Origin of the sequence: Rhodanobacter sp. C03, assembly GCF_002001175.1 — a bacterium.
In the GTDB taxonomy this organism is placed as follows: Bacteria; Pseudomonadota; Gammaproteobacteria; order Xanthomonadales; family Rhodanobacteraceae; genus Rhodanobacter.
Window position 1 is genome coordinate 702,733 of record NZ_MUNT01000001.1, and the last position, 25,559, is coordinate 728,291.

General features: G+C 63.6%; 21 protein-coding genes, 1 tRNA gene and 1 riboswitch. Of the genes, 12 read left to right on the plus strand and 10 right to left on the minus strand.

Going from position 1 to position 25,559, the window contains the following annotated elements:
* The first annotated feature begins 79 nt into the window (after nucleotides 1–79).
* Together lptF and lptG are read left to right on the plus strand one after the other, a co-directional pair.
* Nucleotides 80–1,189, plus strand: coding sequence for an LPS export ABC transporter permease LptF (gene lptF / locus B0E48_RS02965; protein WP_077515927.1), 1,110 nt, complete (start codon nucleotides 80–82; stop codon nucleotides 1,187–1,189).
* Nucleotides 1,186–2,286 carry an LPS export ABC transporter permease LptG gene (lptG, locus tag B0E48_RS02970; protein ID WP_077515928.1) on the plus strand — a complete coding sequence of 367 codons (1,101 nt, stop codon included), beginning with the start codon at nucleotides 1,186–1,188 and terminating at the stop codon, nucleotides 2,284–2,286. The genes lptF and lptG overlap by 4 nt, the downstream gene beginning before the upstream one ends.
* Nucleotides 2,287–2,313: 27 nt before the next feature.
* Here lptG and B0E48_RS02975 read toward each other — a convergent pair whose 3' ends face one another.
* Entirely contained in the window at nucleotides 2,314–4,152 is a 1,839-nt protein-coding gene (locus B0E48_RS02975) for a glucan ABC transporter ATP-binding protein/ permease (protein WP_254423828.1), read from the minus strand.
* 113 nt (nucleotides 4,153–4,265) lie between these two features.
* On the opposite strand from B0E48_RS02975, the gene ltaE reads away from it, so the two are divergent.
* Complete coding sequence (gene ltaE / locus B0E48_RS02980) at nucleotides 4,266–5,285, plus strand: low-specificity L-threonine aldolase (protein WP_077515929.1); 1,020 nt, start codon at nucleotides 4,266–4,268, stop codon at nucleotides 5,283–5,285.
* Nucleotides 5,286–5,303: 18 nt separating this feature from the next.
* Here the strand turns inward: ltaE and B0E48_RS02985 are convergent, their stop codons facing one another.
* From B0E48_RS02985 to B0E48_RS17720, 3 genes are all read right to left on the minus strand, one after another.
* Nucleotides 5,304–7,121, minus strand: a complete 1,818-nt coding sequence (locus tag B0E48_RS02985; protein WP_077515930.1) for an SLC13 family permease — start codon at nucleotides 7,119–7,121, stop codon at nucleotides 5,304–5,306.
* Between the two features lie 184 nt (nucleotides 7,122–7,305).
* Nucleotides 7,306–8,016 carry a tRNA (guanosine(46)-N7)-methyltransferase TrmB gene (trmB, locus tag B0E48_RS02990; RefSeq protein ID WP_077515931.1) on the minus strand — a complete coding sequence of 237 codons (711 nt, stop codon included), beginning with the start codon at nucleotides 8,014–8,016 and terminating at the stop codon, nucleotides 7,306–7,308.
* A gap of 6 nt (nucleotides 8,017–8,022) precedes the next feature.
* A complete protein-coding gene (locus tag B0E48_RS17720; protein WP_168170277.1) occupies nucleotides 8,023–8,169 on the minus strand; it encodes a hypothetical protein in 147 nt (48 codons plus the stop codon).
* A gap of 245 nt (nucleotides 8,170–8,414) precedes the next feature.
* Here B0E48_RS17720 and B0E48_RS02995 point away from each other — a divergent pair.
* From B0E48_RS02995 to B0E48_RS03030, 8 genes are all read left to right on the plus strand, one after another.
* Nucleotides 8,415–8,488: transfer RNA gene (locus tag B0E48_RS02995), tRNA-Gly, on the plus strand.
* Nucleotides 8,489–8,521: 33 nt separating this feature from the next.
* Complete coding sequence (locus B0E48_RS03000; protein WP_077515932.1) at nucleotides 8,522–8,974, plus strand: RimK/LysX family protein; 453 nt, start codon at nucleotides 8,522–8,524, stop codon at nucleotides 8,972–8,974.
* A 10-nt stretch (nucleotides 8,975–8,984) separates the two neighbouring features.
* The gene (rimK, locus tag B0E48_RS03005) at nucleotides 8,985–9,908 is read left to right on the plus strand and encodes a 30S ribosomal protein S6--L-glutamate ligase (protein ID WP_077515933.1); all 924 of its coding nucleotides are present in this window, start codon (nucleotides 8,985–8,987) and stop codon (nucleotides 9,906–9,908) included.
* Between the two features lie 112 nt (nucleotides 9,909–10,020).
* Nucleotides 10,021–10,527 (plus strand): hypothetical protein, encoded by a 507-nt coding sequence (locus B0E48_RS03010; protein WP_077515934.1) that lies wholly within the window; start codon nucleotides 10,021–10,023, stop codon nucleotides 10,525–10,527.
* Between the two features lie 57 nt (nucleotides 10,528–10,584).
* Entirely contained in the window at nucleotides 10,585–10,980 is a 396-nt protein-coding gene (locus tag B0E48_RS03015; protein ID WP_077515935.1) for a BlaI/MecI/CopY family transcriptional regulator, read from the plus strand.
* Nucleotides 10,980–12,695, plus strand: a complete 1,716-nt coding sequence (locus B0E48_RS03020; protein ID WP_077515936.1) for a M56 family metallopeptidase — start codon at nucleotides 10,980–10,982, stop codon at nucleotides 12,693–12,695. The genes B0E48_RS03015 and B0E48_RS03020 overlap by 1 nt, the downstream gene beginning before the upstream one ends.
* Nucleotides 12,696–13,048: 353 nt before the next feature.
* Nucleotides 13,049–13,735 (plus strand): response regulator transcription factor, encoded by a 687-nt coding sequence (locus B0E48_RS03025; protein ID WP_077515937.1) that lies wholly within the window; start codon nucleotides 13,049–13,051, stop codon nucleotides 13,733–13,735.
* Nucleotides 13,719–15,002, plus strand: a complete 1,284-nt coding sequence (locus tag B0E48_RS03030; RefSeq protein WP_077515938.1) for a HAMP domain-containing sensor histidine kinase — start codon at nucleotides 13,719–13,721, stop codon at nucleotides 15,000–15,002. The genes B0E48_RS03025 and B0E48_RS03030 overlap by 17 nt, the downstream gene beginning before the upstream one ends.
* 68 nt (nucleotides 15,003–15,070) lie before the next feature.
* Here the strand turns inward: B0E48_RS03030 and B0E48_RS03035 are convergent, their stop codons facing one another.
* Genes B0E48_RS03035 through ahcY form a run of 5 tightly spaced genes read right to left on the minus strand, consistent with a single transcriptional unit; the run spans nucleotide 15,071 to nucleotide 20,409 of the window.
* Nucleotides 15,071–15,988 (minus strand): branched-chain amino acid transaminase, encoded by a 918-nt coding sequence (locus B0E48_RS03035; RefSeq protein ID WP_077515939.1) that lies wholly within the window; start codon nucleotides 15,986–15,988, stop codon nucleotides 15,071–15,073.
* A gap of 43 nt (nucleotides 15,989–16,031) precedes the next feature.
* Nucleotides 16,032–16,625, minus strand: coding sequence for a DUF4124 domain-containing protein (locus B0E48_RS03040; RefSeq protein ID WP_077515940.1), 594 nt, complete (start codon nucleotides 16,623–16,625; stop codon nucleotides 16,032–16,034).
* Nucleotides 16,626–16,649: 24 nt separating this feature from the next.
* Entirely contained in the window at nucleotides 16,650–17,474 is an 825-nt protein-coding gene (gene metF, locus B0E48_RS03045) for a methylenetetrahydrofolate reductase [NAD(P)H] (protein ID WP_077515941.1), read from the minus strand.
* A 39-nt stretch (nucleotides 17,475–17,513) separates the two neighbouring features.
* Nucleotides 17,514–18,920, minus strand: coding sequence for a hypothetical protein (locus B0E48_RS03050; protein WP_139350133.1), 1,407 nt, complete (start codon nucleotides 18,918–18,920; stop codon nucleotides 17,514–17,516).
* 49 nt (nucleotides 18,921–18,969) lie between these two features.
* Nucleotides 18,970–20,409 carry an adenosylhomocysteinase gene (gene ahcY / locus B0E48_RS03055; RefSeq protein ID WP_077515943.1) on the minus strand — a complete coding sequence of 480 codons (1,440 nt, stop codon included), beginning with the start codon at nucleotides 20,407–20,409 and terminating at the stop codon, nucleotides 18,970–18,972.
* A 37-nt stretch (nucleotides 20,410–20,446) separates the two neighbouring features.
* A riboswitch (S-adenosyl-L-homocysteine riboswitch) is annotated at nucleotides 20,447–20,578 on the minus strand.
* 96 nt (nucleotides 20,579–20,674) lie between these two features.
* On the opposite strand from ahcY, the gene ppc reads away from it, so the two are divergent.
* Nucleotides 20,675–23,380, plus strand: a complete 2,706-nt coding sequence (ppc, locus tag B0E48_RS03060; RefSeq protein ID WP_077515944.1) for a phosphoenolpyruvate carboxylase — start codon at nucleotides 20,675–20,677, stop codon at nucleotides 23,378–23,380.
* Between the two features lie 21 nt (nucleotides 23,381–23,401).
* Here ppc and B0E48_RS03065 read toward each other — a convergent pair whose 3' ends face one another.
* Complete coding sequence (locus B0E48_RS03065) at nucleotides 23,402–25,285, minus strand: ATP-binding cassette domain-containing protein (protein WP_077515945.1); 1,884 nt, start codon at nucleotides 25,283–25,285, stop codon at nucleotides 23,402–23,404.
* Between the last annotated feature and the right edge of the window lie 274 nt (nucleotides 25,286–25,559).

A 25,559-nucleotide genomic window follows, 5' to 3' on the forward strand; every position in this document is an offset into this window, starting at 1 on the left:
GGGCATGGCCGGACAGGCTAGACTTGTGGTTTGTCGGCCCGATCGGGCCAATCGGGTAATAAGCGGACAAGTTTATCGCATGCTGAGCATTCTCGACCGCTATTTCCTGCGCGAGCTGGGGCAGACCATGCTCGCCACCGCGATTGTGCTGCTGGCCATCATGTCCGGTACCACCTTCGCGCAGGTGCTGAAGCAGGTGGCCAACGGCAGCTTCCCGGCCAGCGTGATGTTCCAGGTGCTGGGCCTGAACATGATCGAGGGGCTGCCCACCCTGCTGCCACTCTCGGCTTTCCTTGGCGCGTTGTATGGCCTCGGCCGCATGTACCGCGAAAGCGAGATGCACGTGCTGGCCTCTTCCGGCATGGGGGCGAGTGGCCTGTTGCGACCGATGGCGCTGTTGGCGGTGCTGGTGGCAGTGCTGGTGGCCGTGGTGTCGCTGTGGCTCGGGCCGTGGGCTTACCGCACGTCGGACGCGCTGGTGTCGGCGGCGAACCGTTCAGTAATTGCCGCCGGCCTGGATGCGGGGCGCTTCACGCCGTTGCCGAGCAAGGGCGGCATCATCTTCGTCGACACCCTGAGCCGCGATGGCAGCGTGCTCGGCAACACCTTCATTGCCGCCGAGCGTATCGACAAGGATGGCACCCGCAAGATCAAGCTGATCACCGGCAAGCACGGCCAGATGTATCAGGAGAGCAGCGGCACCGACCGTTTCCTGGCGCTCTACAACGGTTGGCAGTACGAGATCCCGCTGGGTGCCGACAACTGGCGCAAGATGCAGTACGAGCGCAACGACACCTCGCTGTCCAATGTGCAATCCGACAGCACGACCGAGGATCCGGCGGCGAGCCTGGATACCTCCGTGCTATGGGGGACGGACAACGCCGATGCACGCGCCGAATTCGCCTGGCGCACCATTGCGCCGGCGATGAGCCTGGTGTTGTTGATGCTGGCGCTGCCGTTGTCGCGGCAGACTCCGCGCGAGCCGCGGTTCGGGCGCCTGTTGCTGGCGGTGCTCAGCTTCTATGTGTATTACCTGCTGCTGGCGCTCTGTCGCGGACAGCTTGCCAAGGGACACTGGCACCATGCCACGCCGATGTGGATGGTGAGCCTGCTGGTCTTCGCGTTCGCTGCCTGGATGTTCCGCAGCCAGTATGTCGCGCGCAAACCGCGCCGGGCAGTCGCCCGATGAGTGCCATGCGGATCAAGCGCGTCGACTGGCTGGTCGGCATCACGGTGCTCAGTTCACTGCTGATGGTCTGGCTGGTGCTCACCGGTTTCGACGCGGTACTGCATTTCCTGCAGCAGCTCGGCAACATCGGCAAGAACGGCTACACCTTGACCAACGCCATCGTCTATATCCTCGTCACCACGCCGCGCCGGCTTTACGAGATGTTCGGCAATGCGGCGCTGATCGGCGGCCTGCTGGGACTGGGTGGCCTGGCCGCTACCGGCGAACTGACCGCATTGCGTGCGACCGGCATGTCCAAGCTGCGTATCGCGACATCCGCCGTGGGCGTGGTCGCGGTGCTGATGGTCGGGGTGGTGGTCCTGGGTGAAACAGCCGCGCCATGGGGCGATCAGCAGGCGCAGACGATGGACCTTCGCCTGAAATCGTCAGGCAGTATCGGTTCGACCAGCAGCGGCTTGTGGGCGCGCGATGGCGATCGCTTCATCAATGCCAAGAGCAGTCTGCTACGGCAGGTGAACGGGCATGATGCGATACAACTGGCAGACGTGCGGGTGTTCACCCTGACGCCAGACGGGCAGCTGAGCCGTTTCGACTGGGCCAAGACGGCCGAGCACAATGGCAAGCAATGGGTGTTCGATCAGGTGCGCAGTACCACGCTGGACGAAAATGGCACGCACACCACCACGGCAGCCAACGAGCATTGGGAGTCGCGGCTCGACCCGAATGTGCTGGAGCAGTCACTGATCCAGCCGCAGTATCTGGCCATGCGCGACCTGCGGCGCAACATGCTCTATCTGGAGACCAATGGCGAAAGCCCGGGTGTTTACGCCGTAGCGTTCTGGGGACGTGCGCTATACCCGCTGAACGTGCTGGTGCTGGTGCTGTGCGCGATGCCGTTCGCGTTTGGTGCCTTGCGTTCGGGTGGGCTGGGCAAGCGCATGTTCATTGGCATGTTGCTGGCAATCGGCTGGTATTTCCTGCAGAAGGCGATGGTCAGTTTCGGCACGGTCTACGGTATTCCGCCGCTGGCTGCCAATCTGCTGCCGGCCATGGTCCTGGCGCTGGCGGCGTGGCTGTATTTTCGCAAGCACGCCTGACGGTTCCGGGCTGGCTCACTTGGCAACCTAGTCCAGCATCGCCAGTGATTCGGCGGTTTCGACGTCGATGCCGGTGATCGCCTGCGCATCCGGTGCGAACTTGCCGCCTTCGGCCAGTTGCGCGAACAGGCCTCCCTGTTCGATCAGCTCATCGAAACGGCCTTGTTCCACCAATTGTCCCTGATCCAGCACCAGGATCAGGTCAGCGTTGCGCACAGTGGACAGCCGATGCGCGATCACGAATGTGGTACGCCCTTGGGTCAGCGTGTCGAGGGCACGCTGGATGCGTGCCTCGGTGGCGTTGTCCAGTGCGCTGGTGGCCTCGTCGAGTACCAGGATCGGCGCATCCTTCAGCATCGCGCGGGCGATCGCCAGCCGCTGGCGCTCGCCGCCGGACAGCGAGCGGCCGCGTTCGGCGACCAGGGTCTCCAGCCCTTCCGGCTTGTTCGCGATGAAGGTGGCGGCCTCGGCCGCGGCGACCGCTTTCTCGATTTCGGCGAGATCGGCGTCCGGCTTGCCTACACGCAGGTTGTCGAGGATCGAGCGGTAGAACATGCCCGGATCCTGGAACACCACGCCGATGTTCCGGCGCAGCGAATCGAGCGTGACGGCGCGGATGTCATGGCCATCGATCGTGATCCGGCCGCTGGACGGATCGTAGGCGCGATAGAGCAGGCTGAGCGCGGTGGTCTTGCCGGCGCCAGTCGGGCCGACCAGTGCGATCGTGCAGCCGGCGTCGGCACGGAAGCTCAGTCCATGCAGCGCCGGCTGCACCGGGTCGTAGCCGAAGCTGACCTGATCGAACACCACCTCGCCGCGCACGCGCGGCAGCGCGACGGCATCCGGCGATTCGACGATCGCCGGGCGCTGGTCGAGCACGGCGAAGTAGTCATGCAGCGACTGGGTCTGGAAGAACAGGCCGGAGATGAAGCTGGCGAACTGTTCCAGCCGGCCGATCAGCATCAGCGAGAAACCCACGAAGCTGACGATGCCGCCTACCGTCACTTCGCCATGCGCATGCAGCGTGGTGCCGAGCGCGAAGATCGCCACGATGGTCAGCGTGCTGGCCGCGCGGTTCAGCACCGACAGGATCGCCCAGCCGCGCAGCACCGGATATTGCGCCGCCAGCACCCGCGTCATCATTTCCTTCAGTGCGGCGGCTTCGGCGCTGAGCCGGGTGAAACTCTGCACCACGGTAACGTTGCCGAACACGTCGCCGGCGCGGGTGGCGATCTCGTGGTGCAGTTCCTCCACTTCACCCTGCGCCTTGTGCGTGCGCTGCACCGCGACCGCGTTGGATACCGCGAAAACGACCATCAGCGTGATCATCAGCAGGGCCAGTTTCCAGTTCATCGCCAGTGCGATCGGGATCATCACGAAGATCGACAGCAAGGTGGCGAGATGTTCACGGAAGAAGCTCAGCCACAGGTTGAACAAGTTGCTGACGCCGTTGTTCATGATGCGTGCGAGCCGGCCGGTATGGTGCTCGCCGTGGAATGCCAGTGGCAGCGCGGCGGCATGCTCGAAGAACGCGGCGATCGCGGCCAGCCGGCGCCGGTGCGCGAGGCGGTCGGCGTGCAGCGATACCCATACGCTGGCCACCACGCCGCCGAAGCCGACCAGGGCCCACAGCGCGATCAGCCGTGGCGCACGGCTCGGACCCGGTGCTGCCAGCGCGTCGACCACGCGGCCGAACAGCATCGGTTCGAGAAAGTAGACGCCGGCCAGTGCCAGGTTCGCCAGCGCCAGCGTGATCGCCAGCTTGCGTTCGGGTGCCAGCAATTGCAGCACGCGCAGATAGAGGCGCAGGATCGACACGACGGCAAAACCCCTGGATGTGCGAATGCACAGTGCGAATTTCGCCATGTTACTGCTTGAGCTCAGCTGAATCGGTCATCGCGCGCGTCGAAGGCAGCTGGTTGCCTGCGCCTGCGTGACCGATCAAGCTGATGGGGTTTCCTGAGCCAGAGGGCGTTGCCGTGGACGTGATCGACCTGCGTAGTGACACCGTGACCCGCCCCACCGACGCGATGCGCGCGGCGATGCTGGCGGCGGAGGTTGGCGACGATGTGTATGGCGAGGATCCAACGGTCAACGCGCTGCAACAGCGCATGGCCAGCGATCTCGGCTTCGAGGCCGCGCTGTTCGTGCCGACCGGTACGCAGTCCAACCTGCTGGCGCTGATGTCGCATTGCGAGCGCGGCGACGAATACCTGGTCGGCGCCGACGCGCATACTTACAAATTCGAGGGTGGTGGCGCGGCGGTGCTGGGCTCGATCCAGCCGCAGCCGATAACGCATGACGCCGACGGTTCGCTGCCGCTGGACAAGCTGGCCGTGGCAATCAAGCCGGTCGATCCGCACTTCGCGCGCACGCGCGTGCTGGCACTGGAAAACACCTGGCACGGCCGAACACTGCCGCTGGACTATCTGCAGGCCGCGCATGATTTCGCGCGTGAGCGCGGGCTGGGTCTGCACCTGGATGGCGCGCGTCTGTACAACGCTGCCGTGGCTTGCGGTGTACCTGCGCGGGAGATTGCACGGCATTTCGACACCGTATCCATTTGCCTGTCGAAGGGACTCGGCGCGCCGGTCGGCTCGGTACTGGTCGGCTCGCACGCGCTGATCGACAAGGCGCGACGCTGGCGCAAGGTCACCGGCGGCGGCTGGCGCCAGGCCGGCATCCTTGCCGCGGCGGGCCAGTACGCACTGGATCACCACGTGACACGGCTGGCCGACGATCACCATCGTGCGGCCCACCTGGCCGGTCGCCTGCGCGAGATCGCCGGCATCGACCTGCTCGGGCAATACACCAACATGGTGTTCATCGACGTGCCGGCAGCGCGACTGCGTGAGCTGGACGTCCATCTGCGCGCCGCCGGCATCCGCATCAGCGTCGGTTATCTGCCCACGCTGCGGCTGGTGACGCATCTGGATATCGACGACGACGGCGTGGAACGCACGGTCGCGGCGTTCGCGACCTTCTTCCAGCGGAACTGAGGCGCGCGGTCAGCGCGCTCAGCGGAACAACAGGTTGACCGCGACCAGGGTGACGACCAGCACCAGCAGGGTCAGCGGCGCGCCGACGCGCAGGAAATCCTTGCCCTTGTAGCCGCCGGGGCCGGTGACCATCATCAGCGCCGGATGGCCGGAACTGAGCAGGAAGGTGTTGGACGAGGACACCGCCACGATCAAGGCATAGGCGGACGGATTGCCGCCGGTGGCGACCGCCACGCTGATCGCGATCGGCACCATCATCACGGTGGCGCCGACATTCGACATCACCTGCGAGAACAGCAGGGTGAGGATGGCCAGGCACGCCTGCAGCACCCACGGCGATGCGCCACCCAGATGCTGCAGCACGATCTGTGCGATCCATGCCGCGGTGCCGGTGGAATCCATCGACCAGCCCAGCGGAATCAGACAGGCGGTGACGAAGATCGTCTTCCAGTTGATGGCCCTGTAAGCCTCGTCCATGTTCAGCACGCCGGTGAGCAGCATGCCGATCGCGCCGGTCATCATCGCCACCGACAGGTCGAGGTTGGTGAACAGCGCCAGGCACTTGGCCATCACGAAGAAGCCCACCGCCTGCCAGATCTTGCCGGGGCGCTGCTCTTCCTTCGGGATATCGGTGACGACGACCAGGTCCTTGTCCTCGGCGGCCAGCGACAGGTCACGCCAGTTGCTGTGCAGCACCACGGTGTCGCCGGCGCGCAGGGTCACCGCGCGCACGTCGTCGCGGAACACCTGTTCGCCGCGGGTCACCGCCAGCACCGAGATGCCGAAGCGCTTGCGCAGGCGCAGCTCGCCCACGGTCTGCTTGATGAAGCGCGAGACCGGCGGAATCACCACTTCGGAAATGCCGGCGCGGCTCGGGTTGAACAGCTCGCCGAGCTGGCGCATGCGGGTCGACAGCCGGCACAGCTGGTTGTTGGCGAACTGGGTCAGCTGATCGCGCGGGCCGAGAACGCCGAGCACCGAGCCGACCCAGATCACGAGGTCGGCCGGCGGCGCCATGCGCGCATCGTTGCCGCTCTTGATCGCCAGGATCATTGGCGCATCGTGCAACTGCTCGACTTCGCCGATGCTCATGCCGACCAGCGGACTTTCCGCGGTGACGGTGAGTTCGGCGGTCTCGCCGCCGATGCCGTAGGTCTCGGCGAAGTAGCTCTCGGTGCGACCAGGGGTCACCTTCAGCCGTTCGTCCTCATGGCCGGGCAGCAGCTTGCGGCCGAAGAAGTAGAAGTACGCCACGCCGACGAGGGCCAGCGCCAGGCCGATCGGGGTGACGCTGAACAGGCCGAACTTCGGGATCGTATGTGCGCCCGGCGGCAGGTTCACGTTGGCGCTGGCGATCAGGTCGTTCAGCACGATCAGCGGCGAGTTCGCAATCAGCGTGGTGTTGGTGGCGGTGAGGATGCAGAACGCCATCGGCAGCAGCAGGCGCGACAGTGGCACGCCGGTGCGCGCGGACAGCCGGCTGCTGACCGGGATCATCAGTGCGGCCAGCGCCTGGCTCGGAATCACTGCGCTGAACAGGCTGGCGACCAGATTGATCACGACCCCGAGACGCGATTCCACGCCGCGCGCCATGCGCATCACGAAACGCGCGGTGAGGTTGAGTACGCCGGCGCGGTCCAGTCCTTCGCCCATGATCATGATCGCGATGATCGCGATCACCGCGTTGCCGGCGAAACCGTTGAACACACGCTCGGACGGGATCAGCCCGGTGAGGCCGATCACCACCACCACCAGCAGCGCGACCATGTCGGCGCGGATCCACTCCAGCACCAGCATCAGCATGGTGAAGCCCACCAGCCCGAGTACCAGGATCATTTCGGGGGTGAGCGAGAGTCCCACTAGCTGACGTCCCGGAAGGGCGGCGGGTTACGGCGGATACGGCGGGGCAGTGGAAGCTTCACGCTGCGTCGATTCGTCCCTGGATGGATGCCGCAGTATAAGCGTGCCGATGCGGCTGCTGGTGAACCTCCATTACATGTCCGACTTCAGGGAGGCACGCTCAGGTTCGGCGATAAAGCAGATCCCACACGCCATGACCAAGCTTCAGACCGCGCCGCTCGAAGTGCGTCTCGATCCGCCACGCAGGTTTCTCGGCGTACTGGCCGGGGCTGATCGCGTTGCGCCAGTCCGGCGCGGCTTCCATCACTTCGAGCATGTGCTCGGCATACGGCTGCCAGTCGGTGGCCAGATGCAGCAGGCTATCCGGTGCCATGCGCGAGGCGAGCAGGGCGATGAACTCCGGCTGGATCAACCGCCGCTTGTTGTGGCGCTTCTTGTGCCATGGATCGGGGAACCAGATGCGCGCCTCGGCCAGCGTGCCGGGCGCGATCTCGTGTTCGAGCACGTCCACCGCATCGTGCTTGTAAAGCCGCACGTTGCTGGCGTCGCGTGCGGCCAGCGCATTCATCAGGCGGCCGACGCCGGGGCCATGCACTTCGATACCGAGGAAGTCGCGCGCCAAATCGTGCTCGCTGGCCCAGGCCAGCGCCTCGCCGTTGCCGAAACCGATCTCCATCACCAGCGGTGCGTGACGGCCGAAGTTCGTGTTGAAGTCGTGCGGTGTGCCACGGTAGTCGATGCCGTAGCGCGACCACAGCGTGTCGAACGCGCGCTGCTGCGCCGGCGTCATGCGGCCCTCGCGCAGCACGAAGCTGCGGATGCGGCGCATGTATTCCGGCGCGTTATCGTCGTGGTCGTGATGTTTACTCATGTCCACTCAGCCAATTGTGCCGTCGATGGGGTTGGACACCGAGGCGCAGCGCCGGGTGGAATGCGCCTCGGCCCGAAATACGACACGGCCGTCCTGTTCCAGCAGCTGTGCGAAGGCGGTGGAGGTGCAGTCGCCTAGTTGTCCATTGCGCATGATGTGCATGCGGGCATTGTAGCGGCTGTCGTGACGGCACCGAGGTGCGGCGTCAGGCCCGACCGGGAGCAGCCCGCGTAGATGGTTCGGCCCACCCGGATCGAAGGGTTGATTCAGCCCGCTGCCATTTGCAATTCATGCGGCGCCAGTCTGGTCTTTGTAGCAAGTCGAGTCCTTGAGCGCGGCGATGGAGCGGTCAAGCAGTTCCAACCGCCCGAGTCCCGGGTTACCATCCGCAGGCCAAGGCGGGTGTAGCTCAATGGTAGAGCTGTAGCTTCCCAAGCTACTGACGAGGGTTCGATTCCCTTCACCCGCTCCAACCCCGATCCCCACCGAGCAATCCCGAACCCACATGGCGGATTTGATAACTCTCGGTTGGCGGGAGCGGCTAGCGTTGCCGCAGCTCGGCATCGGCCTGCTCAAGGCCAAGCTCGATACGGGTGCGCGTAGCAGTTCGCTGCATGTCGATACCCTCGAGGAATTCCAGCGTGACGGCGCGACCTGGCTCCGCTTCACGATGCATATCGGTCGACGCCAGCCGCAGGAAGTGTGTTGCGAGGCACAAGCGCTGGATCGGCGCGCGGTGACCGACACCGGTGGCCGGCGCACCGAGCGCTGGTTCATCCGCAGCGAAGTGCAACTGGCCGGGCTGCATTTCAGTGTCGACATCAATCTGACCGACCGCCGGCATATGCTGTTTCCGTTGCTGCTCGGCCGCAGTGCCCTGAGCGGGCGCTTTGCGGTGGATCCGGCACGTTCCTATACCCAGTCGCGGCCGCTGATGGCGGCCAACAACCTTTCATGACGGCCCCTGTATGAAGATTGCAATCCTGTCGCGCAACACGCGCCTGTATTCGACCAAGCGATTGGTCGAAGCCGCGCGCGAACGCGGCCACGTGGTCCGCGTGCTCGATCCGTTGCGCTGCTATGTGCGCATCGCACCGGGCGCGGTGGCGATCCGCTACAAGGGCAAGGAAGTGCGCGATATCGATGCGGTGATCCCGCGCATCGGTACGACCAGCACGTTCTATGGCACCGCGGTGTTGCGTCAGCTGGAGATGATGGGCGTGTACACGCCGAATCCCTCCGATGCGGTGCTGCGCGCGCGCGACAAGCTGCGCTGCCTGCAGATCCTTGCCGCGCAGGGCATCGACATGCCGGTCACGGTGTTCGGCGACAATCCGGACGACACCGCCGACGTGCTGGCCCTGCTTGGCGATCCACCGCATGTGATCAAGCTCAACGAAGGCAGCCAGGGCACCGGCGTGGTGCTGGCCGAGAAGCGCAGTGCGTCGCAGAGCGTGATCGAGGCGTTTCGCGGCCTGTATGCGAACTTCCTGGTGCAGGAGTTCATCGCCGAGGCGAAGGGCAGCGACCTGCGCTGTTTCGTGGTCGGCAAGAAGGTGGTCGCGGCGATGCAGCGCGATGCCAGCCCCGGCGAGTTCCGCGCCAACCTGCACCGCGGCGGCACGGCCGTGGCAGCGACCTTGAGCGCGGAGGAAAAGCGTATCGCAGTACGCGCCGCCGGCGCTTTGGGGCTGGGTATCGCGGGCGTCGATCTGCTGCGCTCCAACCGCGGGCCGCTGCTGCTTGAAGTGAACTCATCACCCGGCCTGGAAGGTATCGAGGCCGCCACCGGGGTCGATGTGGCGGGCGCCATTGTGGATCTTCTGCAGGCGCAGGCTGGTGACACGGCACCGAGCAGGAGGACACGTAGAAATGTTTTACGAAGCGTTTAGTACGAATGCCTTCGTTGACAGCGTTCCGGCGGCTGACCTACCATTCATCGAGGGACGGTCGGGTGTTGGGTGTTCCATATCGGGACACGGCCTGATCCGGGGAGAATGAGGCATGAAACTGAGGTTCTGGCTGGTGGGGGCGTTTGTGGGTGCAGCGCTGCTGCAGACAAGTGGTGTTTACGCCAAGGCGGAAGTGATCGTAAAGGCTGAGAACAAGGGCGATTTCGCCACAGTGGTGATGGCAGTGCATCAAGAGATGCAGCCGGGTGGACGTTACGAATTCATCGACCAGAAGAATCGCCAAAAGATCGACACGATCTTCACCGAGATGCAATCGCTGTTCGACAAAAGTGACACCATCGCGCAGATGAATCAGAGCGATAAAGTTCAGCTGTTCAACGACCAGGAAGCAGCCAACGCGATTTTGACCCGTAGTGACGACAAGCGGATGGTGTGCGAGACGGTGGCGCCGCTGGGCTCCCATATACCCAAGACGGTTTGTCGCACATATCGCGAGGTCGAACAGGAACACCGCGACACCCAGAACCTGCAACAGCAAATGCAGCAGGTGAATAACCCGTCGGGTAGTTCCTTCCCTGGCCCCAAGGGCGGACACTAGTCCCGGGTGCATGTGAAACCGCAGAATGCGGGTTCAGCCTCGATGTGGGGAGTTGACATGAAGTTGCAGCCAGACACTGATCCGAAGCCGACCGGGGCGGAACTGGAGATTCTCCACGTCCTTTGGCTGCATGACGGATGCACCGTACGTGAAGTGCACGATGTACTCCGTCCCAGTGTCAGCACCGGCTACACCACGACGCTGAAATTTTTGCAACTGATGCATGCCAAGGGACTGGTTGAGCGCGATGATACGCAGCGCGCGCATGTGTACCGTGCAGCGGTCAGCAAGGAGCGCACCCAGAAGCGGTTTCTGCTGGATCTGGTGCAACGGGTATTCGAGGGATCGTCCTCGCAGCTCGTATTGCATGCGCTTGGCAGCCAGCACGCCAGCCGCCAGGAGTTGCGCGAGATCCGCAGCCTGTTGAACAAGCTCGACAAGGATGCATCGTGATGGACGCATTGCCGGTGATGCTCGCGAGTGTTCGGGTGGTCGGCTGGATGTTGCTGCATTTTGTCTGGCAGGGGGTGTTGCTGGGGTTGCTGTATGCGGTGGCGCGTGCGGTGCTGCCGCGTGGCGAGGCGCGCTACCGATTCGGCATGGCTGTCCTGGTTGCACTGGCCCTGTGTCCGTTGCTGACCCTGTGGCGGTTGCTGGAAGCGGCGCCGCAGATCATTCCGGCGGCCACTCAACTGGTGACCCCGGTCGTGGCGGGTTACGGCGCAGCCGCCAGTACGACGACTTGGGCATGGGATGCCGATCTAGACGCACTCCTGCCGTGGCTGGTGCTGGCATGGTCACTCGGCGTGCTGCTGTTGTCGTTGCGGGCATGGCGTCAATGGCGCGGACTGAAGGCGCTCGTGCGGATGGCTGCACTGTTGCCGGAATGGCAGGATCAGGTCGCCGCGATGGCCGAACGTTTCGGTCTGCGTCGACGCATCACGGTGTTGTGCAGCAAGGTCATTGCCACGCCCGCGGTGGTCGGCTGGATGCGGCCGGTGATCCTGTTGCCGATGGCCGTCGCGTGCAATTTCCCCGCGGCGCAGATCGAATTGATCCTTGCCCACGAGCTGGCACATTTGCGGCGTTGGGATCCGTTTGCCAACCTGTTCCAGGTCGTTCTCGAGACCCTGTGTTTCTATCATCCGGTGGTGCACTGGGTGTCGCGTGATGTGCGCAATGAGCGCGAGATCTGCTGCGATGAGCTGGCGCTTTCGGTCAGCGGCGGTAGCCGGCATGCTTTCGTGACAGCGCTGGCCGAGCTTGGAGAGTTGCGCCAACAGCATGCCTCGCTGCTGCTCGCCGCCAATGGCGGCGTGCTGCTGGATCGCGTGCAGCACATGGTGCTGCCTGAGCGTAACGGTGCAGGGATGCGTACGCCTGCGCGTTTTGTAGCCGTGTTGCTCGGCGCTGCACTGGTAGCGCTCACATTGCGCCTGGAGTGGAGGCAGAATCATCTGCAGCGGGATCTGAGGCAAGCAATCATCCAGTTGCAATCGGTGTTGACGCCTTCGGGGCTACCGTTGATGCATGCCGACGTGAGCTGGCATCCAGCCGATCTCACCCCGACGCATGTCGAATTGCTGCGCCCGGTGGAAAGTGCGGCGCCGACAGCGGATGACGCGGATCCAGGTGCGATCATGCCGCTGGCACCCACTGCGATGAAGCTGCCGCAGTTTGCGCCGCTGCAAGTGGCTGACCTGATGCCGTTTCGACATGGCGTGTCGGTGGCTGCAGCCCCTGTGTCGGCGGTTCCCGCTGCACCATCGGATGGATTGATGCCGACGCTGATCCGCACCCGTCAGCCAGCCTATCCGCATGCGGCATTTGTGCGTGGCATCGAAGGGCAGGTGGTGGTCGAGTTTGGCCTGTCTGCCGCAGGCGACGTACAGGATCCTCATGTGATCAGCGCCCAGCCAGCGGGCGTATTCGATCAGTCGGCGATCGAAGCACTGCGCACGTGGAAATATGCATTGCCCGAAGCGGGTGCAACGTCTCGGCAATATCGTCAGACAGTAGCGTTCACACTCAAAGCGAGTGGTACTGGAAGCGTGGCTGCCCGACAGCAGGCTGATTGCCAGATAGTCACTGGAACGCACATCTGTCGTGAATCCGATGAGGTGATAGCGCGCATCGGTCGAGTGGCTGATCGTCCGGCGCAGCCCTGAATCGAGGTCATCACCATCATCACGAAAACGCTACGGGTTGCGCGATGTTTAACAGTGAAGTGGGTGCGGGTTAACTGCACCATAACCAGGCACCTTCTATAAAGCAGGTGCTGTTTTCTGCATGGCACTCCAGCCGCTGAGGGTGGATGACGGTGGACGATGGTATCGGGGCAAGTAGTTTGGGCCCAGGTGGAGCGACGACGAGTCGCACATCTGGGCCTTTTTCTTGTCTCTTTTCTTGTCAGTTGGGTAGCGCGTTCAGCTTCGTGCCACAGGCGGCGCGCTTCATTCACGCAAGCTTGTTAAGCTGGCACCCTCAGCCGTCCCGTGCGTCGGCTGCGCAGGAGTGACACATGCGCGTACTCGTAATCGAAGACAACAGCGATATCGCGACCAACATCGGCGATTATCTGGAAGATCGTGGTCACGTAACGGATTTCGCCGGTGACGGCGTCACCGGCCTGCATCTGGCGGTGGTGCACGATTTTGACGTGATCGTGCTGGATCTCACACTGCCTGGCATGGACGGCCTGGAAGTGGCGCGCAAGCTGCGCCACGAGGCACACAAGCAGACCCCGATCCTGATGCTCACCGCGCGCGATGCGCTGGAGCAGAAACTGACCGGCTTCGAATCCGGGGCCGACGACTACATGACCAAGCCGTTTGCGCTGCAGGAGTTGGCTGCGCGACTGGAAGTGCTGGCGCGCCGTGGCAAGGGTCCGCAGAGCCGCGTGCTGAAAGTGGCCGATCTCACGTTCAACCTCGACACGTTGACGGTGAATCGCGAGGGCAAGTCGATCCAGCTGAATCCGATCGGCCTGAAATTGCTGCAGGCGCTGATGGAGGCGAGTCCGTCGGTGGTCACCCGGCAGGATCTGGAACAGCGCGTATGGGGCGAGGAACTGCCGGACAGCGATTCGCTGCGCGTGCATATTCATGGCCTGCGTGCGGCGATCGACAAACCGTTCGAGAAGCCGCTGATCCACACGCGGCACGGCATTGGCTATCGGATGGTCGAGCCGGATGCAGTCCAGGCGTAAGCTTCGGTTTCGATTGATCGTCTCCTTCGCGCTGTTCGGCTTCGGCCTCAGCGCGTTGTTTGCCGTGGCCGCGTTGTACGTGCGCGCCAAGGTGGAGAACCAGTTGATCAATGCCAGTATGCAGAGCGACGTGGATCAGGCCGTCGACAATGCCATCGAACATCCCGATCGGCCGTTCGTATCCGAGTTGGTCGAGGGATGGGTCAAGAGCGATCGCACGCTCTACAAGATGCCGCTTGCGTGGCAGAACCTCGGTAGTGGGGTTCACGATATCTACGAGACCGACGGCGCAGGCAAGCAAAGGCACTACAAGCTGGCGGTGCAGCGCAAGAACGGCATCATCGGCTTCACCCGTTACGACATCAGTCGCGAAGATCTGGGCAAGCAGCAACTGGTGGTTTCGTTGGTGGCTGCCGTATTGCTGTTCAGCCTGCTTTCGCTGGCGATCGGACTGTGGCTGTCGCGCAAGGTACTCAAGCCGGTCAGCGATCTGGCCAACCGCCTGCGTGGTTTTCGCAAGGTCGGCAAGGCCGAACCGTTGGCGCATCATTTCGCCGATGACGAGGTGGGTGAACTGGCGCATGCGCTGGACGAATATTCGGAGCGGCTCACCGCGATGGTCGAGCGAGATCGCGAATTCAATTCCGACGTCAGCCATGAGTTGCGCACGCCGCTGGCGGTGATCGCCAGCACGACCGAGCTGCTGCAGGGTTCGCCCGATCTTACCGAGAAGTTGAGTGAGCGGTTGAAGCGCATCGAGCGCGCCTCGCGTCAGGCGACCGAGCTGATCGAGGCATTGTTGCTGCTGTCGCGCGCCGAGCGACGCGGCCCGACTCGCGGCGAAACCACCGATGTCGGCAAGCTCGCCGCCGATGTGATCGAAAGTCAGCGTCCGCAGATGCGCGGCAAGCCGCTGACCATCGATCTGGCGGTCAGCGAATCGGTCAGCATCAACGCGCCGGCTTCGGTATTGTCGGTGGCGCTGACCAACCTGATCGGCAACGCGATCAAGTACACGCTCGAGGGCAGTGTGCGGGTCGAGGTGGGACACGGGCGCATCGAGGTGATCGATACCGGTCCCGGGATCAAGCCGGAGGATGCCGAACGTCTGTTCCAGCGTGGCGTGCGTGGTGAGGGGGCCGGCGGCAGCGGCGCCGGCCTTGGCCTGGCGATCGTGCGCCGGCTGTGTGAGCTGTATGGTTGGGATGTCTCGATGCGCCCGCGCAGTGATGCGAACGGTGCGATTGCCAGCATCGTGTTCAGTTGATGCAGACCCGTAGCCATAAAAGAAAACGCCCCGCGATGCGGGGCGTTTTCTTTTGCGATCGGCTTGTCTCAGACCGATTCCAGCCAGCCCCACTTGTCGTGGGTACGGCCGTCGAACAGGCCGAAGAACAGCTCCTGCAGGCGACGCGTCACACGGCCGGCGGTACCGTTGCCAATCTGCTTGCCGTCGACCGCACGGATCGGGGTGACCTCGGCGGCGGTGCCACACATCAGGATCTCGTCGGCCAGATACAGGTATTCGCGCGGCAGGTCGCGCTCGACCACTTCGATGCCGTCTTCGCGCGCCAGCGTCTTCAGCGTGTCGCGGGTGATGCCGGTGAGGATCGAGGCGCTGGCCGGAGTGGTATGCAGCACGCCGTCGAACACCAGAAACAGGTTCTCGCCGGCACCTTCGCTGAGCAGGCCGCTGGAAGCCAGTGCGATGCCTTCGCCGAAGCCGAGGCGACGCGCTTCGCGCGCGATCAGCTGGCCGGACAGGTAGTTGCCGCCGGCCTTGGCACCAGCCGGGATGGTGTTCGGCGCGAAGCGCTGCCAGCTCGACACGCAGGCAGTGATGCCGTTCTCCAGCGCCTCTGGCCCGAGGTAGGGACCCATCGGCCATGCCGCCACGGCAACGTCGATCGGCGTCTCGGCGGACAAGCCGAAACCGCCCAAACCACGATAGGCGACCGGACGCAGATAGGCTGCGCCGAGTCCATTCTTCTTGATCACTGCGCGACAGGCGGCGGCCAGCTCATCGGCGGAATACGGCAGCACCATGTCGTAGATCTTGGCCGACTGGTACAACCTGTTCAGGTGATCGGTGAGCCGGAAGATCGCGGCGCCGTCCGGTGTGGCGTAGCTGCGGATGCCCTCGAATACCGACGAACCGTAATGCAGCGCGTGCGACATCACATGCGTGGTCGCTTCGGCCCATGGCTTGATGCTTCCGTTCTGCCAGATCCACTCGGGGTATTGCTGCGCCATGTCGGTTCTCCAATGGGGACTGCCCATGATACCCGCTGGGGGCTCAATCCGCGTTGCGCAGCCACAGGCAGCCGGCACGGTGCACGATGTCGAAGCGCAGTTCGTGCGGACTGCCGCTGCCATCGTTGCCGGCCGTATGCAACACCAGTTGATTGCTCGCCGCTGGTGTGGCTACGGCTGGATTGGGGTCGAGCGGGTCGGCGCTGCTGCTGGCTGGCGCGGGCGGATCACCGTCAACTGGCACTGGATTGTCGGCGGGACTGATATCGAGCAGAGGCTGCTTCATCAGGTTACCCAGCGAACGGATGTCCGCAACCGCCGCACCACGACCGTAGCCGCCCCACAGCATCAGACCGGCCATCCGGTTGGCGTCGCGGTTGGCGAATGCATCGATCACGCTTTGCCGCAATGCGCCGAGATTGGCAGCGCACAGGACTGGCGGTGGCTCGGCAACTGCGCTGCCGTTACCAGGTGCTGTCGCGGGGCTGACGGACGTGGCCTGCAAGGCGGCGCAAGGCTGATCGGTGAACAGCGGGTTGCCATCCGCGCCGATGCAGCGGTGAATCTCGGTCTGCGCCGCAGCAGGCGTGGCCCAGGCGAGCAGGATGAGGCACAACAGGGCGGCTAACCGGCGCATTGCCCAAGCATACCCGCCGCTGGCTCAGGCAAGTTGTTGCAGCACCGACTGCGTCGCCTTGGCGCGGTTGAGCGTGTAGAAATGCAGCCCCGGTGCACCACCGTCGAGCAGGCGCCGGCACAACTGCGCCACCACTTCGGCTCCCAGCGCGCGCACTGATTCGGCATCGTCGCCATGCGCCTGCATGCGCTTGGCGATCCAGCGCGGGATCTCGGCACCGCACATGTCCGAGAAGCGCTTCAGCTGGCTGTAGTTCGCGATCGGCATGATGCCCGGCACGATCGGCACATTCACGCCGAGCTTGCGCACGTCGTCAACGAAGCGGAAATACGCGTCGGGATTGAAGAAGTACTGGGTGATCGCGCCGTTCGCGCCGGCATCGACCTTCGCCTTGAAATGCTGCAGGTCACGCAGCGCGTCATCGGCCTGCGGATGGGTTTCCGGATATGCCGCCACCTCGATATGGAAGTGGTCGCCACAGTGCTCGCGGATGAAGCCCACCAGCTCGGCGGCATAGCGGAAATCACCGGCGGTGGCCATGCCGGAAGGCATGTCACCGCGCAGTGCGACAATGCGGCGGTAGCCAGCCGCGCGGTATTCGTCCAGCAATGCAGCCAGCTCGGCGCGGGTGCCGCCCACGCAGGACAAATGCGGCGCTACGTTGAAGCCATGCTGCGCATGCAAGCGCGCCACGGTTTCGCCGGTGTAGCTCAACGTCGAGCCGCCGGCGCCGAACGTGACCGAGGCGTATTCCGGCTGATATGCCTTTAGTACCTGAGCGGCGCGATCGAGTTGTGCACGCTGTTCATCGGTCTTGGGCGGAAAGAATTCGAAGCTGATGGCCGGCATTGCTGGGTTCCTGGTCGCAATGCCGACAAGTATATATCTCTATTTCGCGATGAAGCGATGCATGCGTGCTGAAAGGATCGGCCAGGTACCGAAATATCGCTTCAGGCGTTGTGCCACCACTCTCCGTGCCACGGACAGGCCGGGGCTGGGGTCGTCGAAGCGGAAGGAATGGAAGTGAGCGCGTACCCATTGCAGCAGGATCCTGGGCAGTGGCCCGCGGGTAGCTGCATCCTGTGTCCAGACGGTACTGATGTCGCGATGCAGATCAACGCAGCCGGCATCCACCACGTATTTTTTCGACGCAACGGCCACCGGCAGTCCCAGCGCATCCTGGTAAGCCATCTCGCAGACATTCACGCCACAGCGTGCAGCAAATTCGACGTAGGTCCAGGCACGCGTGTTGACTTCGAGGATGCGGAATTTGCCATCCCGCGCGTCCCGCTTGAATTCCGCACTGAAGATGCCGCGGTAATCCAGTCTGGACAGCAGCGTGGTCATGCTGTCGACCGGCGCCTGCAGGTTTTCGATCGGAATGCTGCGGCAATACGAACTGTTGCCGAAGTCTGGAGGAGAGATCCGGATGCGCTGGCGCGTGAACAGGCCAGTCAACCTGCCGCTCGCGTCACGGAAGCCATCGACGAAGTAATGATCTGCAGCTGAGCCCGGTACGTATTCCTGTGCCATCAACATGAAGCCCTGCTCGTGCAGCTTGTGCCAGGCTTCATAAATATCTTCCTTGCGCTTGACCCAGATGCCCTTGACGCCGGTGACGTCACTGAACTTTTGCGAGTTGACCGGTTTGATGAACACACGGTCGAGCGTATCGAACGGAATCGCATCGATGTCGGCGATCGAGTCGATGCGAAAAGTGGGCGGATGCGGGATGTCGGTGCTTTTCAGAAAAGCCGCGAAGCGCGACTTGTCCTGCAGAATTTCCTGTGACAGACGTGAGCTGGTACTCACCTTGAAGCGGCCGCCGAGTTCACTGTGCGGAAGGTCTGCCAGCCACAAGGCCACGTCGTCAGCGCCTGGGATCAACACCGCCTCGGCCAGCGGCATGTTGCGCAATATGTCGTAGGCATGCGGGCCGATCGCACCATCCCATGGCGTCGGTCCCGGCGTAGGCCGGAACCAGCGGGAGCGCGTCACATGATCGCCCGGCGGGCAGGCCACATAGGCAGGAATGCCTGCCAGTTGCAGGCATCGCAGAATACCGAGCGCCGTTGGGCCGCGGCCCAACACAATCGCCGGCACAGTGTGGTGGTCGACCCCCATACTCACCATCCTGAAATCAGGAACAAGCACCGTGCAAACTGCAAACGTTGCCGGCAACTGCAGATTAGCATCAGGATTCGCGCAAGAAACACGCTGGGAAGCGATCGTAAAAACTAGTGAATGATGCGTATGAAATAGCGGTACAAATGCAAAAAGAAACGCGCGGTTCAACCGCGCGTTTGCTTATTCCTCTTGCCGTATCCGCGAGCAGCGGAAGCGATCAGTAGCGGTAATGATCCGGCTTGTACGGGCCTTCCACCGGCACGCCGAGGTAACCGGCCTGCTCCTTGGTGAGCGTGGTCAGCTTCACGCCGATCTTCTCCAGATGCAGGCGTGCGACTTCCTCGTCGAGCTTCTTCGGCAGGATGTAGACCTTGTTTTCGTAGCTGTCCTTGTTCGCCCACAGCTCGATCTGCGCCAGGGTCTGGTTGGCAAACGAGTTGGACATCACGAAGCTCGGATGGCCGGTGGCGCAGCCGAGGTTCACCAGACGACCTTCGGCGAGCAGGAAGATCGCACGGCCGTCGGCGAACACATACTTGTCCACCTGCGGCTTGATGTTGATCTTGGTGACGCCGGCCATCGCGTTCAGCGCGTCGACCTGGATCTCGTTGTCGAAGTGGCCGATGTTGCAGACGATCGCCTGGTCCTTCATCGACTTCAGGTGATCCAGCGTCAGCACGTCCTTGTTGCCGGTGGTGGTGACGTAGATGTCAGCGCGGCCGAGCGTGCTCTCGACGGTGTTGACCTCGAAGCCTTCCATCGACGCCTGCAGCGCGTTGATCGGATCGATCTCGGTCACCACCACGCGCGAACCGTAGGCGCGCAGCGAGGCCGCGCAACCCTTGCCGACGTCGCCGTAACCACAGACCACCGACACCTTGCCGGCCAGCATCACGTCCATCGCGCGCTTCAGGCCATCGGCCAGCGACTCGCGGCAGCCGTACAGGTTGTCGAACTTGCTCTTGGTGACCGAGTCGTTGACGTTGATCGCCGGGATCAGCAGCGACTTCGCCTCGGCCAGCTGGTACAGGCGGTGCACGCCGGTGGTGGTCTCCTCGGAGACACCCTTCCAGTCCTTGACCACGGTGTGCCAGTAACCCGGTCGCTCAGCGTGCACGCGCTTGAGCAGGTTCTTGATCACCTGTTCTTCATGCGAGGATGCCTTCTCGTCGACCCACTTCGAACCATTTTCCAGTTCGTAGCCCTTGTGGATCAGCAACGTGACGTCGCCGCCGTCGTCGACCACCAGCTGCGGGCCGAGGAAGCCGCCCTTGCCGTCGGGGAAGGACAGCGCATCCATCGTACAGTCCCAGTATTCCTCCAGCGTCTCGCCCTTCCAGGCGAACACCGGCGTGCCGGTCGCGGCGATCGCGGCGGCGGCGTGGTCCTGGGTCGAGAAGATGTTGCACGAGGCCCAGCGCACGTCGGCGCCGATGTCCTTCAGCGTCTCGATCAGCACGGCGGTCTGGATCGTCATGTGCAGCGAACCGGTCACGCGCACGCCCTTCAGCGGCAGGGTGGCGGCGTGCTTCTTGCGGATCGACATCAGGCCCGGCATCTCGTGCTCGGCGATGTCCAGCTCCTTGCGGCCCCAGTCGGCAAGCGACAGGTCGCGGATCTTGTAGTCGTGGCTGGTTTCTTTGATAGCGGCGTTCATGGGTATCTCCGGTTTATTGCGAATTGCTTCGCGTAAAAACAACCGGGCGCCGTTGTGGAACGTGCCGCACCGAGCCTGGCCGTCTATGTGAAGAGTCCGCACACGGATGTGCAGGCTGTTGCGGATTGGATCCACATTCACGAGAACGGTCGCAGCGCCCCTCGGCGGGCAGTACAAGCCCGCTATTGTAGCTGGAGACGCTGTTTGATGCCTCCTTTGCCCGGATTAGGTAGGCTGGCCGTTCACCAGGCACTGGAGTCACCGCGTGGAAGCAAGCCGCGAACCCGAGTTTCTGCCGCACGACGGCCCGCTGCGCGAGGATGTCAGCCGGCTGGGTGCGATGGTCGGACGCATGCTGGCCGAGCAGGGGGGCGCGGCTTTCTTCGAGCGGGTCGAACAGGTGCGTATCGCCGCGATCCGCAGGCGCCATGAAGGTGCCTCGATGGACGAGTTGGCCGCTTCGCTGGCCGGGCTGGGCGCCGAAGATGCCGAAGCGCTGGCGCGCGCGTTCGCCACCTATTTCCAGGCGGTGAATACCGCCGAGCGGGTGCACCGCATCCGGCGTCGTCGCGATTACCAGCGCGAGGGCAGTGCGCCGCAGCCGGAATCGCTGCTCGACGTACTGGGCCGGCTGAAGGCGCAGGGCGTCAGCGCGGACGAGCTGATCGGCTGGCTGGATCGGTTGTGGATCGAGCCGGTGTTCACCGCGCATCCGACCGAGGCGGTGCGCCGCTCGCTGCTGGAAAAGGAGCAGGCGATAGTGCGCTCGCTGATCGACGGCTTCGATCAGGATCGCACGCCGCAGGAGCGCAAAGAGGACGACGACCGCATCTACATGGCGCTGTCCTCCGGTTGGCAGACCGCCGAGGCCTCGCCGGTGCGGCCAAGCGTGCAGGACGAACACCATCACGTCGGCTTTTATCTGGCTAACCCGATCTACCGCATCGTGCCGGCGCTCTACGAATCGCTGGCTGAGGCACTGCAGACGGTCTACGGCGTGGCGGCGAAATTGCCACAACTGCTCGGCTTCGCCACCTGGGTCGGTGGCGACATGGACGGCAATCCGAACGTCGGCGCCGACACCATCGCTGCCAGCCTGGCGACCCAGCGTACGCATGTGATCGAGCATTACGTGGCCGATGTGGCGGGGCTGGCGCGCCTGCTCAGCCAGACCGAGAGCCGCGTGGCCGTCGACGCACGGCTGCAGCAGCGGCTGGATGACTATCGTGCGCGCTTCCCTTCTGCAACCAAAACGATACGGCCACGGCATGCCGACATGCCGTATCGCTCCCTATTGACGGTGATCGGTGCACGCCTCGAAGCCACTCATGACGACAGCCATCCGGAAGGCTATACGTCCGTGGCCGAACTGCTTGACGATCTGCAGCTGATCGTCACCAGCCTGGTCGACCATCACGGCCTGCATGCTGGTGCCTATGCCGTGCAGCGGTTGATCCGTCGCGTGCGCACGTTCGGCCTGCACCTGGCGCGGCTGGACGTACGGCAGGATTCGCGTGTGCATGACGATGCGCTGGCCGCGTTGCTGGACAACGCGGCATGGCCGCAGCTTGCGCCCGACGAACGCACGCAGCAGATGCGCGGCTATGCCAGTGGCAAGGAGCGCTTCGCGATCAGTCACGCCGACGTAGTCACCTCGCTCTACGACGTGTTCGCCACCCTGGGCGATGCCCGTCGCCGTTACGGCCGAGAGGCTGTCGGCCTGTACATCATCAGCATGGCGCGTTCGGCCGCCGACGTGTTGGCGGTACTGGCATTGGCGCGTTACGGCGGCCTGGTCGAGAACGACGCCGTTCCGCTGAACATCGCGCCCTTGTTCGAGACCGTCGACGATTTGAAGAACGCGCCGGCCACGTTGCGCGCGTTGCTTGATGATCCGGTATATCGCCGGCATCTGGCTGCGCGCAACGATCAACAATGGGTGATGCTCGGTTACTCCGACAGCGGCAAGGATGGTGGCACACTGGCTTCGCGCTGGGGCCTGCAGCGCGCCCAGGTAGAGTTGCTGGAAGTGGCGAATGCCGCCGGCATCAAGCTGGCGTTCTTTCATGGTCGCGGCGGCTCGGCCAGTCGTGGCGGCGCGCGCATCACGCCGGCGCTGATGTCGTCCCCGCGCGGCGCGGTAGCTGGCGTATTGCGGGTGACCGAGCAGGGCGAAGTGATCCATCGTAAGTACGGCATCCGCGCGATGGCGCTGCGCAACCTGGAGCAGACCGTCGGTGCTGTGCTGCGCGCCAGCTTGCGCCCACGCGAGACCGAGCCGCGCGAGGAGCGCTGGCGCGAGCAGATGAACGCGCTGTCGACGAGCAGCCGGCAGACCTATCGTACCTTCGTCGAGCGCGAACACTTCGTCGATTATTTCCGGCAAGCCACACCGATCGACGTGATCGAGCGGATGACGCTGGGCTCGCGCCCGGCCAGCCGGCGCAGCATGCGCGGCGTGCAGGATCTGCGCGCGATCCCGTGGGTATTTGCGTGGACCCAATGTCGCTCGATCATCACCGGGTGGTACGGACTAGGCACGGCACTGGAGCAGGGTGTTGCCGAATTCGGCGACGCGGAGCTGGCCGAGATGGCGCGCGACTGGCCGTTCTTCAGCAACCTGCTGGACGATGTGGAGATGGTGCTGGCCAAGTGCGATCTGGATATCGCCGAGGCGTTCTCGAAACTGTCCGGTCCGCTGCACGAAGAGTTCTTCGGCCTGATCCGCGCAGAGTTTGAACGCACCCGGCGTGGGCTGCTGCGGCTCAAGGGCATTGACGCCTTGCTGCAGGGCGAGCCTCGCCTCGCCGCCTCGATCCGCCTGCGCAACCCCTACGTCGACCCGATGAGCCTGCTGCAGGTCGATCTGTTGCGGCGCTGGCGCGAAGGCGGTGGCATGGACGAGCCGCTGCTGCAGGCACTGGTCGCCTGCGTCAACGGCGTATCACAGGGTTTGCAGAATACCGGTTGAGCAGCATGCGCTGCCGACTATTCAAATATCCAGTTCGGTCCAGCGTGCGTAGGCGACTTCCAGTTCCGCCTGCAATTTCGCCACCGCTTCGTTCGCCCTGGTGATCGTTGCGCTGTCCTGCTTGAAGAACTCCGGTGCGGTCATCGCCTCGCCATGTGCGGCGATCGCAGTCTCGAGTTGTTCGATACGTACGGGCAGCTGTTCGAGCTCACGCTGGTCCTTGAAGCTCAGCTTGCGCTTGGGTGTCGCCGTTGCCGGTGCTGGCTCGTTGCGGGTGAGGCCCGGCTTGGCTGTCGCGGCCGCAACCGCTGTGGCGGCATTCGGTCGCTGGCGCAGCCAGTCGGTGTAGCCGCCGATGTATTCGCCGATCTGGCCGTTGCCTTCCAGCACCAGGGTGCTGGACACCACGTTGTCGAGGAAGGCGCGATCGTGCGAGACCAGTAGCAGGGTGCCCTGGTAGTCGGTCAGCAGTTCTTCCAGAAGTTCGAGGGTTTCGACGTCGAGGTCGTTGGTCGGCTCATCCATCACCAGCAGGTTGGATGGCTGCGCGAACAGCTTGGCCAGCAGCAGCCGGTTGCGCTCGCCGCCGGAGAGGCGAGTGATCGGTGCACGGGCGCGTTCGGGCGAGAACAGGAAATCCTGCAGATAACCCACGATGTGCTTGCGCTGGCCGTTGAGCTCGATGAACTCGCGGCCTTCGGCCACGTTGTCCAACGCGTTGAGTTCGTTGTTGAGCTGCAGGCGATGCTGGTCGAAATAAGCAACCTGGATGCTGGTGCCCATTTCCGCTACGCCGCGCTGCGGCTGCAGTTCGCCCAGCATGATCTTGAGCAGGGTGCTCTTGCCGGCACCGTTCGGGCCGATGATGCCGATGCGGTCGCCGCGCATGATGGTGGTGGAAAGGTCGTCGATCAGCACGCGGCCGCCGTAGGCCTGGTGCACGTGCTTGAGGTCGATCACCTTCTTGCCCGATGCCTGCGCGGTAGCCAGCGTCATCTTCGCGTTGCCGCCGAGATTGCGCCGCTCGGCGCGTTCGTTGCGCAGCGCCTTCAGTGCGCGCACGCGACCTTCGTTGCGGGTGCGCCGGGCCTTGATGCCCTGACGGATCCACACTTCTTCCTGCGCCAGCTTCTTGTCGAACAACGCGTTCGCCTGCGACTCGGCGTGCAGCCGTTCCTCGCGCCGACGCAGATAGTTGTCGTAGTCGCCCGGCCAGTCGGTCAATGAGCCGCGGTCGATCTCGACGATGCGGGTAGCCAGCGCGCGCAGGAAGCTGCGGTCATGGGTGACGAAGATGATGCTGCCGGCGAACTGCTTGAGGAAGTTCTCCAGCCAGCCGATCGCCTCGATGTCCAAGTGGTTGGTCGGCTCGTCCAGCAGCAGCACGTCCGGCTTGCGCACCAGCGCCTGTGCCAGCAGTACGCGGCGTTTCATGCCGCCGGACAGGGCGGCGAAGTCGGTTTCCGCGGGCAGCTCCAGCTTGGTCAGCACTTCGGTGACGCGGCGATCCAGGTCCCAGCCATGCTGTGCCTCGATCTGCGTCTGCACTTCGCCTAGCGCGTCGAAATCGGCCTGGGTATGCAACTCATGCAGCAGATGGTGATAACGAGCCAGCAGGTGGCCGAGATCGCCGAGACCTTCGGAGACCACGTCGAATACGTTACCGGCCGTGTCCTGTGGCACCTCCTGCGCCATCCGCGCGATCACCACGCCGTTCTGTATGCGTACTTCGCCGTCGTCGGCACGCAGCTCGCCGTCGATCAGCTTCATCAGGGTGGATTTGCCTTCGCCGTTGCGGCCGACGATGCATACACGCTCGTTCGTTTCGATCGACAGATCAACGTGTTCGAGCAGGAGAGGGCCGCCGATACTGAAGTCGACGCGTTGCAGTTGGATAAGAGACATCCGCCCATTGTAGCGGCTGGCTTGTTGAAAGCCCTCTCAACTGACGACAGGTGCTCGGAGTGGGGCGCGAAAATGTCGGAATGTCCACGCGAACCTGGGCTAGCCATCGCAGCAAATAAACTCATGCCTGATATCGAGTGAAACACACAAATCTAACAACCTATTTAAAAACATATGGTTGATAAGGGAAGTTCGTGCATTACCTATGGATATTCCGGCGACTATGCATTATGTTCGCGCCCACGTGTGGCGATGTTGCAGTTCAGGAACGGGG

Bases quoted from the DNA above. Each gene is read 5' to 3' on its own strand.
- lptF (WP_077515927.1), top strand. From the start codon at position 80: ATGCTGAGCATTCTCGACCGCTATTTCCTGCGCGAGCTGGGGCAGACC.
- lptG (WP_077515928.1), top strand. From the start codon at position 1,186: ATGAGTGCCATGCGGATCAAGCGCGTCGACTGGCTGGTCGGCATCACG.
- B0E48_RS02975 (WP_254423828.1), bottom strand. From the start codon at position 4,152: ATGGCGAAATTCGCACTGTGCATTCGCACATCCAGGGGTTTTGCCGTC.
- B0E48_RS02985 (WP_077515930.1), bottom strand. From the start codon at position 7,121: ATGATCCTGGTACTCGGGCTGGTGGGCTTCACCATGCTGATGCTGGTG.
- trmB (WP_077515931.1), bottom strand. From the start codon at position 8,016: ATGAGTAAACATCACGACCACGACGATAACGCGCCGGAATACATGCGC.
- B0E48_RS17720 (WP_168170277.1), bottom strand. From the start codon at position 8,169: ATGCGCAATGGACAACTAGGCGACTGCACCTCCACCGCCTTCGCACAG.
- B0E48_RS03000 (WP_077515932.1), top strand. From the start codon at position 8,522: ATGGCGGATTTGATAACTCTCGGTTGGCGGGAGCGGCTAGCGTTGCCG.
- rimK (WP_077515933.1), top strand. From the start codon at position 8,985: ATGAAGATTGCAATCCTGTCGCGCAACACGCGCCTGTATTCGACCAAG.
- B0E48_RS03010 (WP_077515934.1), top strand. From the start codon at position 10,021: ATGAAACTGAGGTTCTGGCTGGTGGGGGCGTTTGTGGGTGCAGCGCTG.
- B0E48_RS03015 (WP_077515935.1), top strand. From the start codon at position 10,585: ATGAAGTTGCAGCCAGACACTGATCCGAAGCCGACCGGGGCGGAACTG.
- B0E48_RS03020 (WP_077515936.1), top strand. From the start codon at position 10,980: ATGGACGCATTGCCGGTGATGCTCGCGAGTGTTCGGGTGGTCGGCTGG.
- B0E48_RS03025 (WP_077515937.1), top strand. From the start codon at position 13,049: ATGCGCGTACTCGTAATCGAAGACAACAGCGATATCGCGACCAACATC.
- B0E48_RS03030 (WP_077515938.1), top strand. From the start codon at position 13,719: ATGCAGTCCAGGCGTAAGCTTCGGTTTCGATTGATCGTCTCCTTCGCG.
- B0E48_RS03035 (WP_077515939.1), bottom strand. From the start codon at position 15,988: ATGGCGCAGCAATACCCCGAGTGGATCTGGCAGAACGGAAGCATCAAG.
- B0E48_RS03040 (WP_077515940.1), bottom strand. From the start codon at position 16,625: ATGCGCCGGTTAGCCGCCCTGTTGTGCCTCATCCTGCTCGCCTGGGCC.
- metF (WP_077515941.1), bottom strand. From the start codon at position 17,474: ATGCCGGCCATCAGCTTCGAATTCTTTCCGCCCAAGACCGATGAACAG.
- ahcY (WP_077515943.1), bottom strand. From the start codon at position 20,409: ATGAACGCCGCTATCAAAGAAACCAGCCACGACTACAAGATCCGCGAC.
- B0E48_RS03065 (WP_077515945.1), bottom strand. From the start codon at position 25,285: ATGTCTCTTATCCAACTGCAACGCGTCGACTTCAGTATCGGCGGCCCT.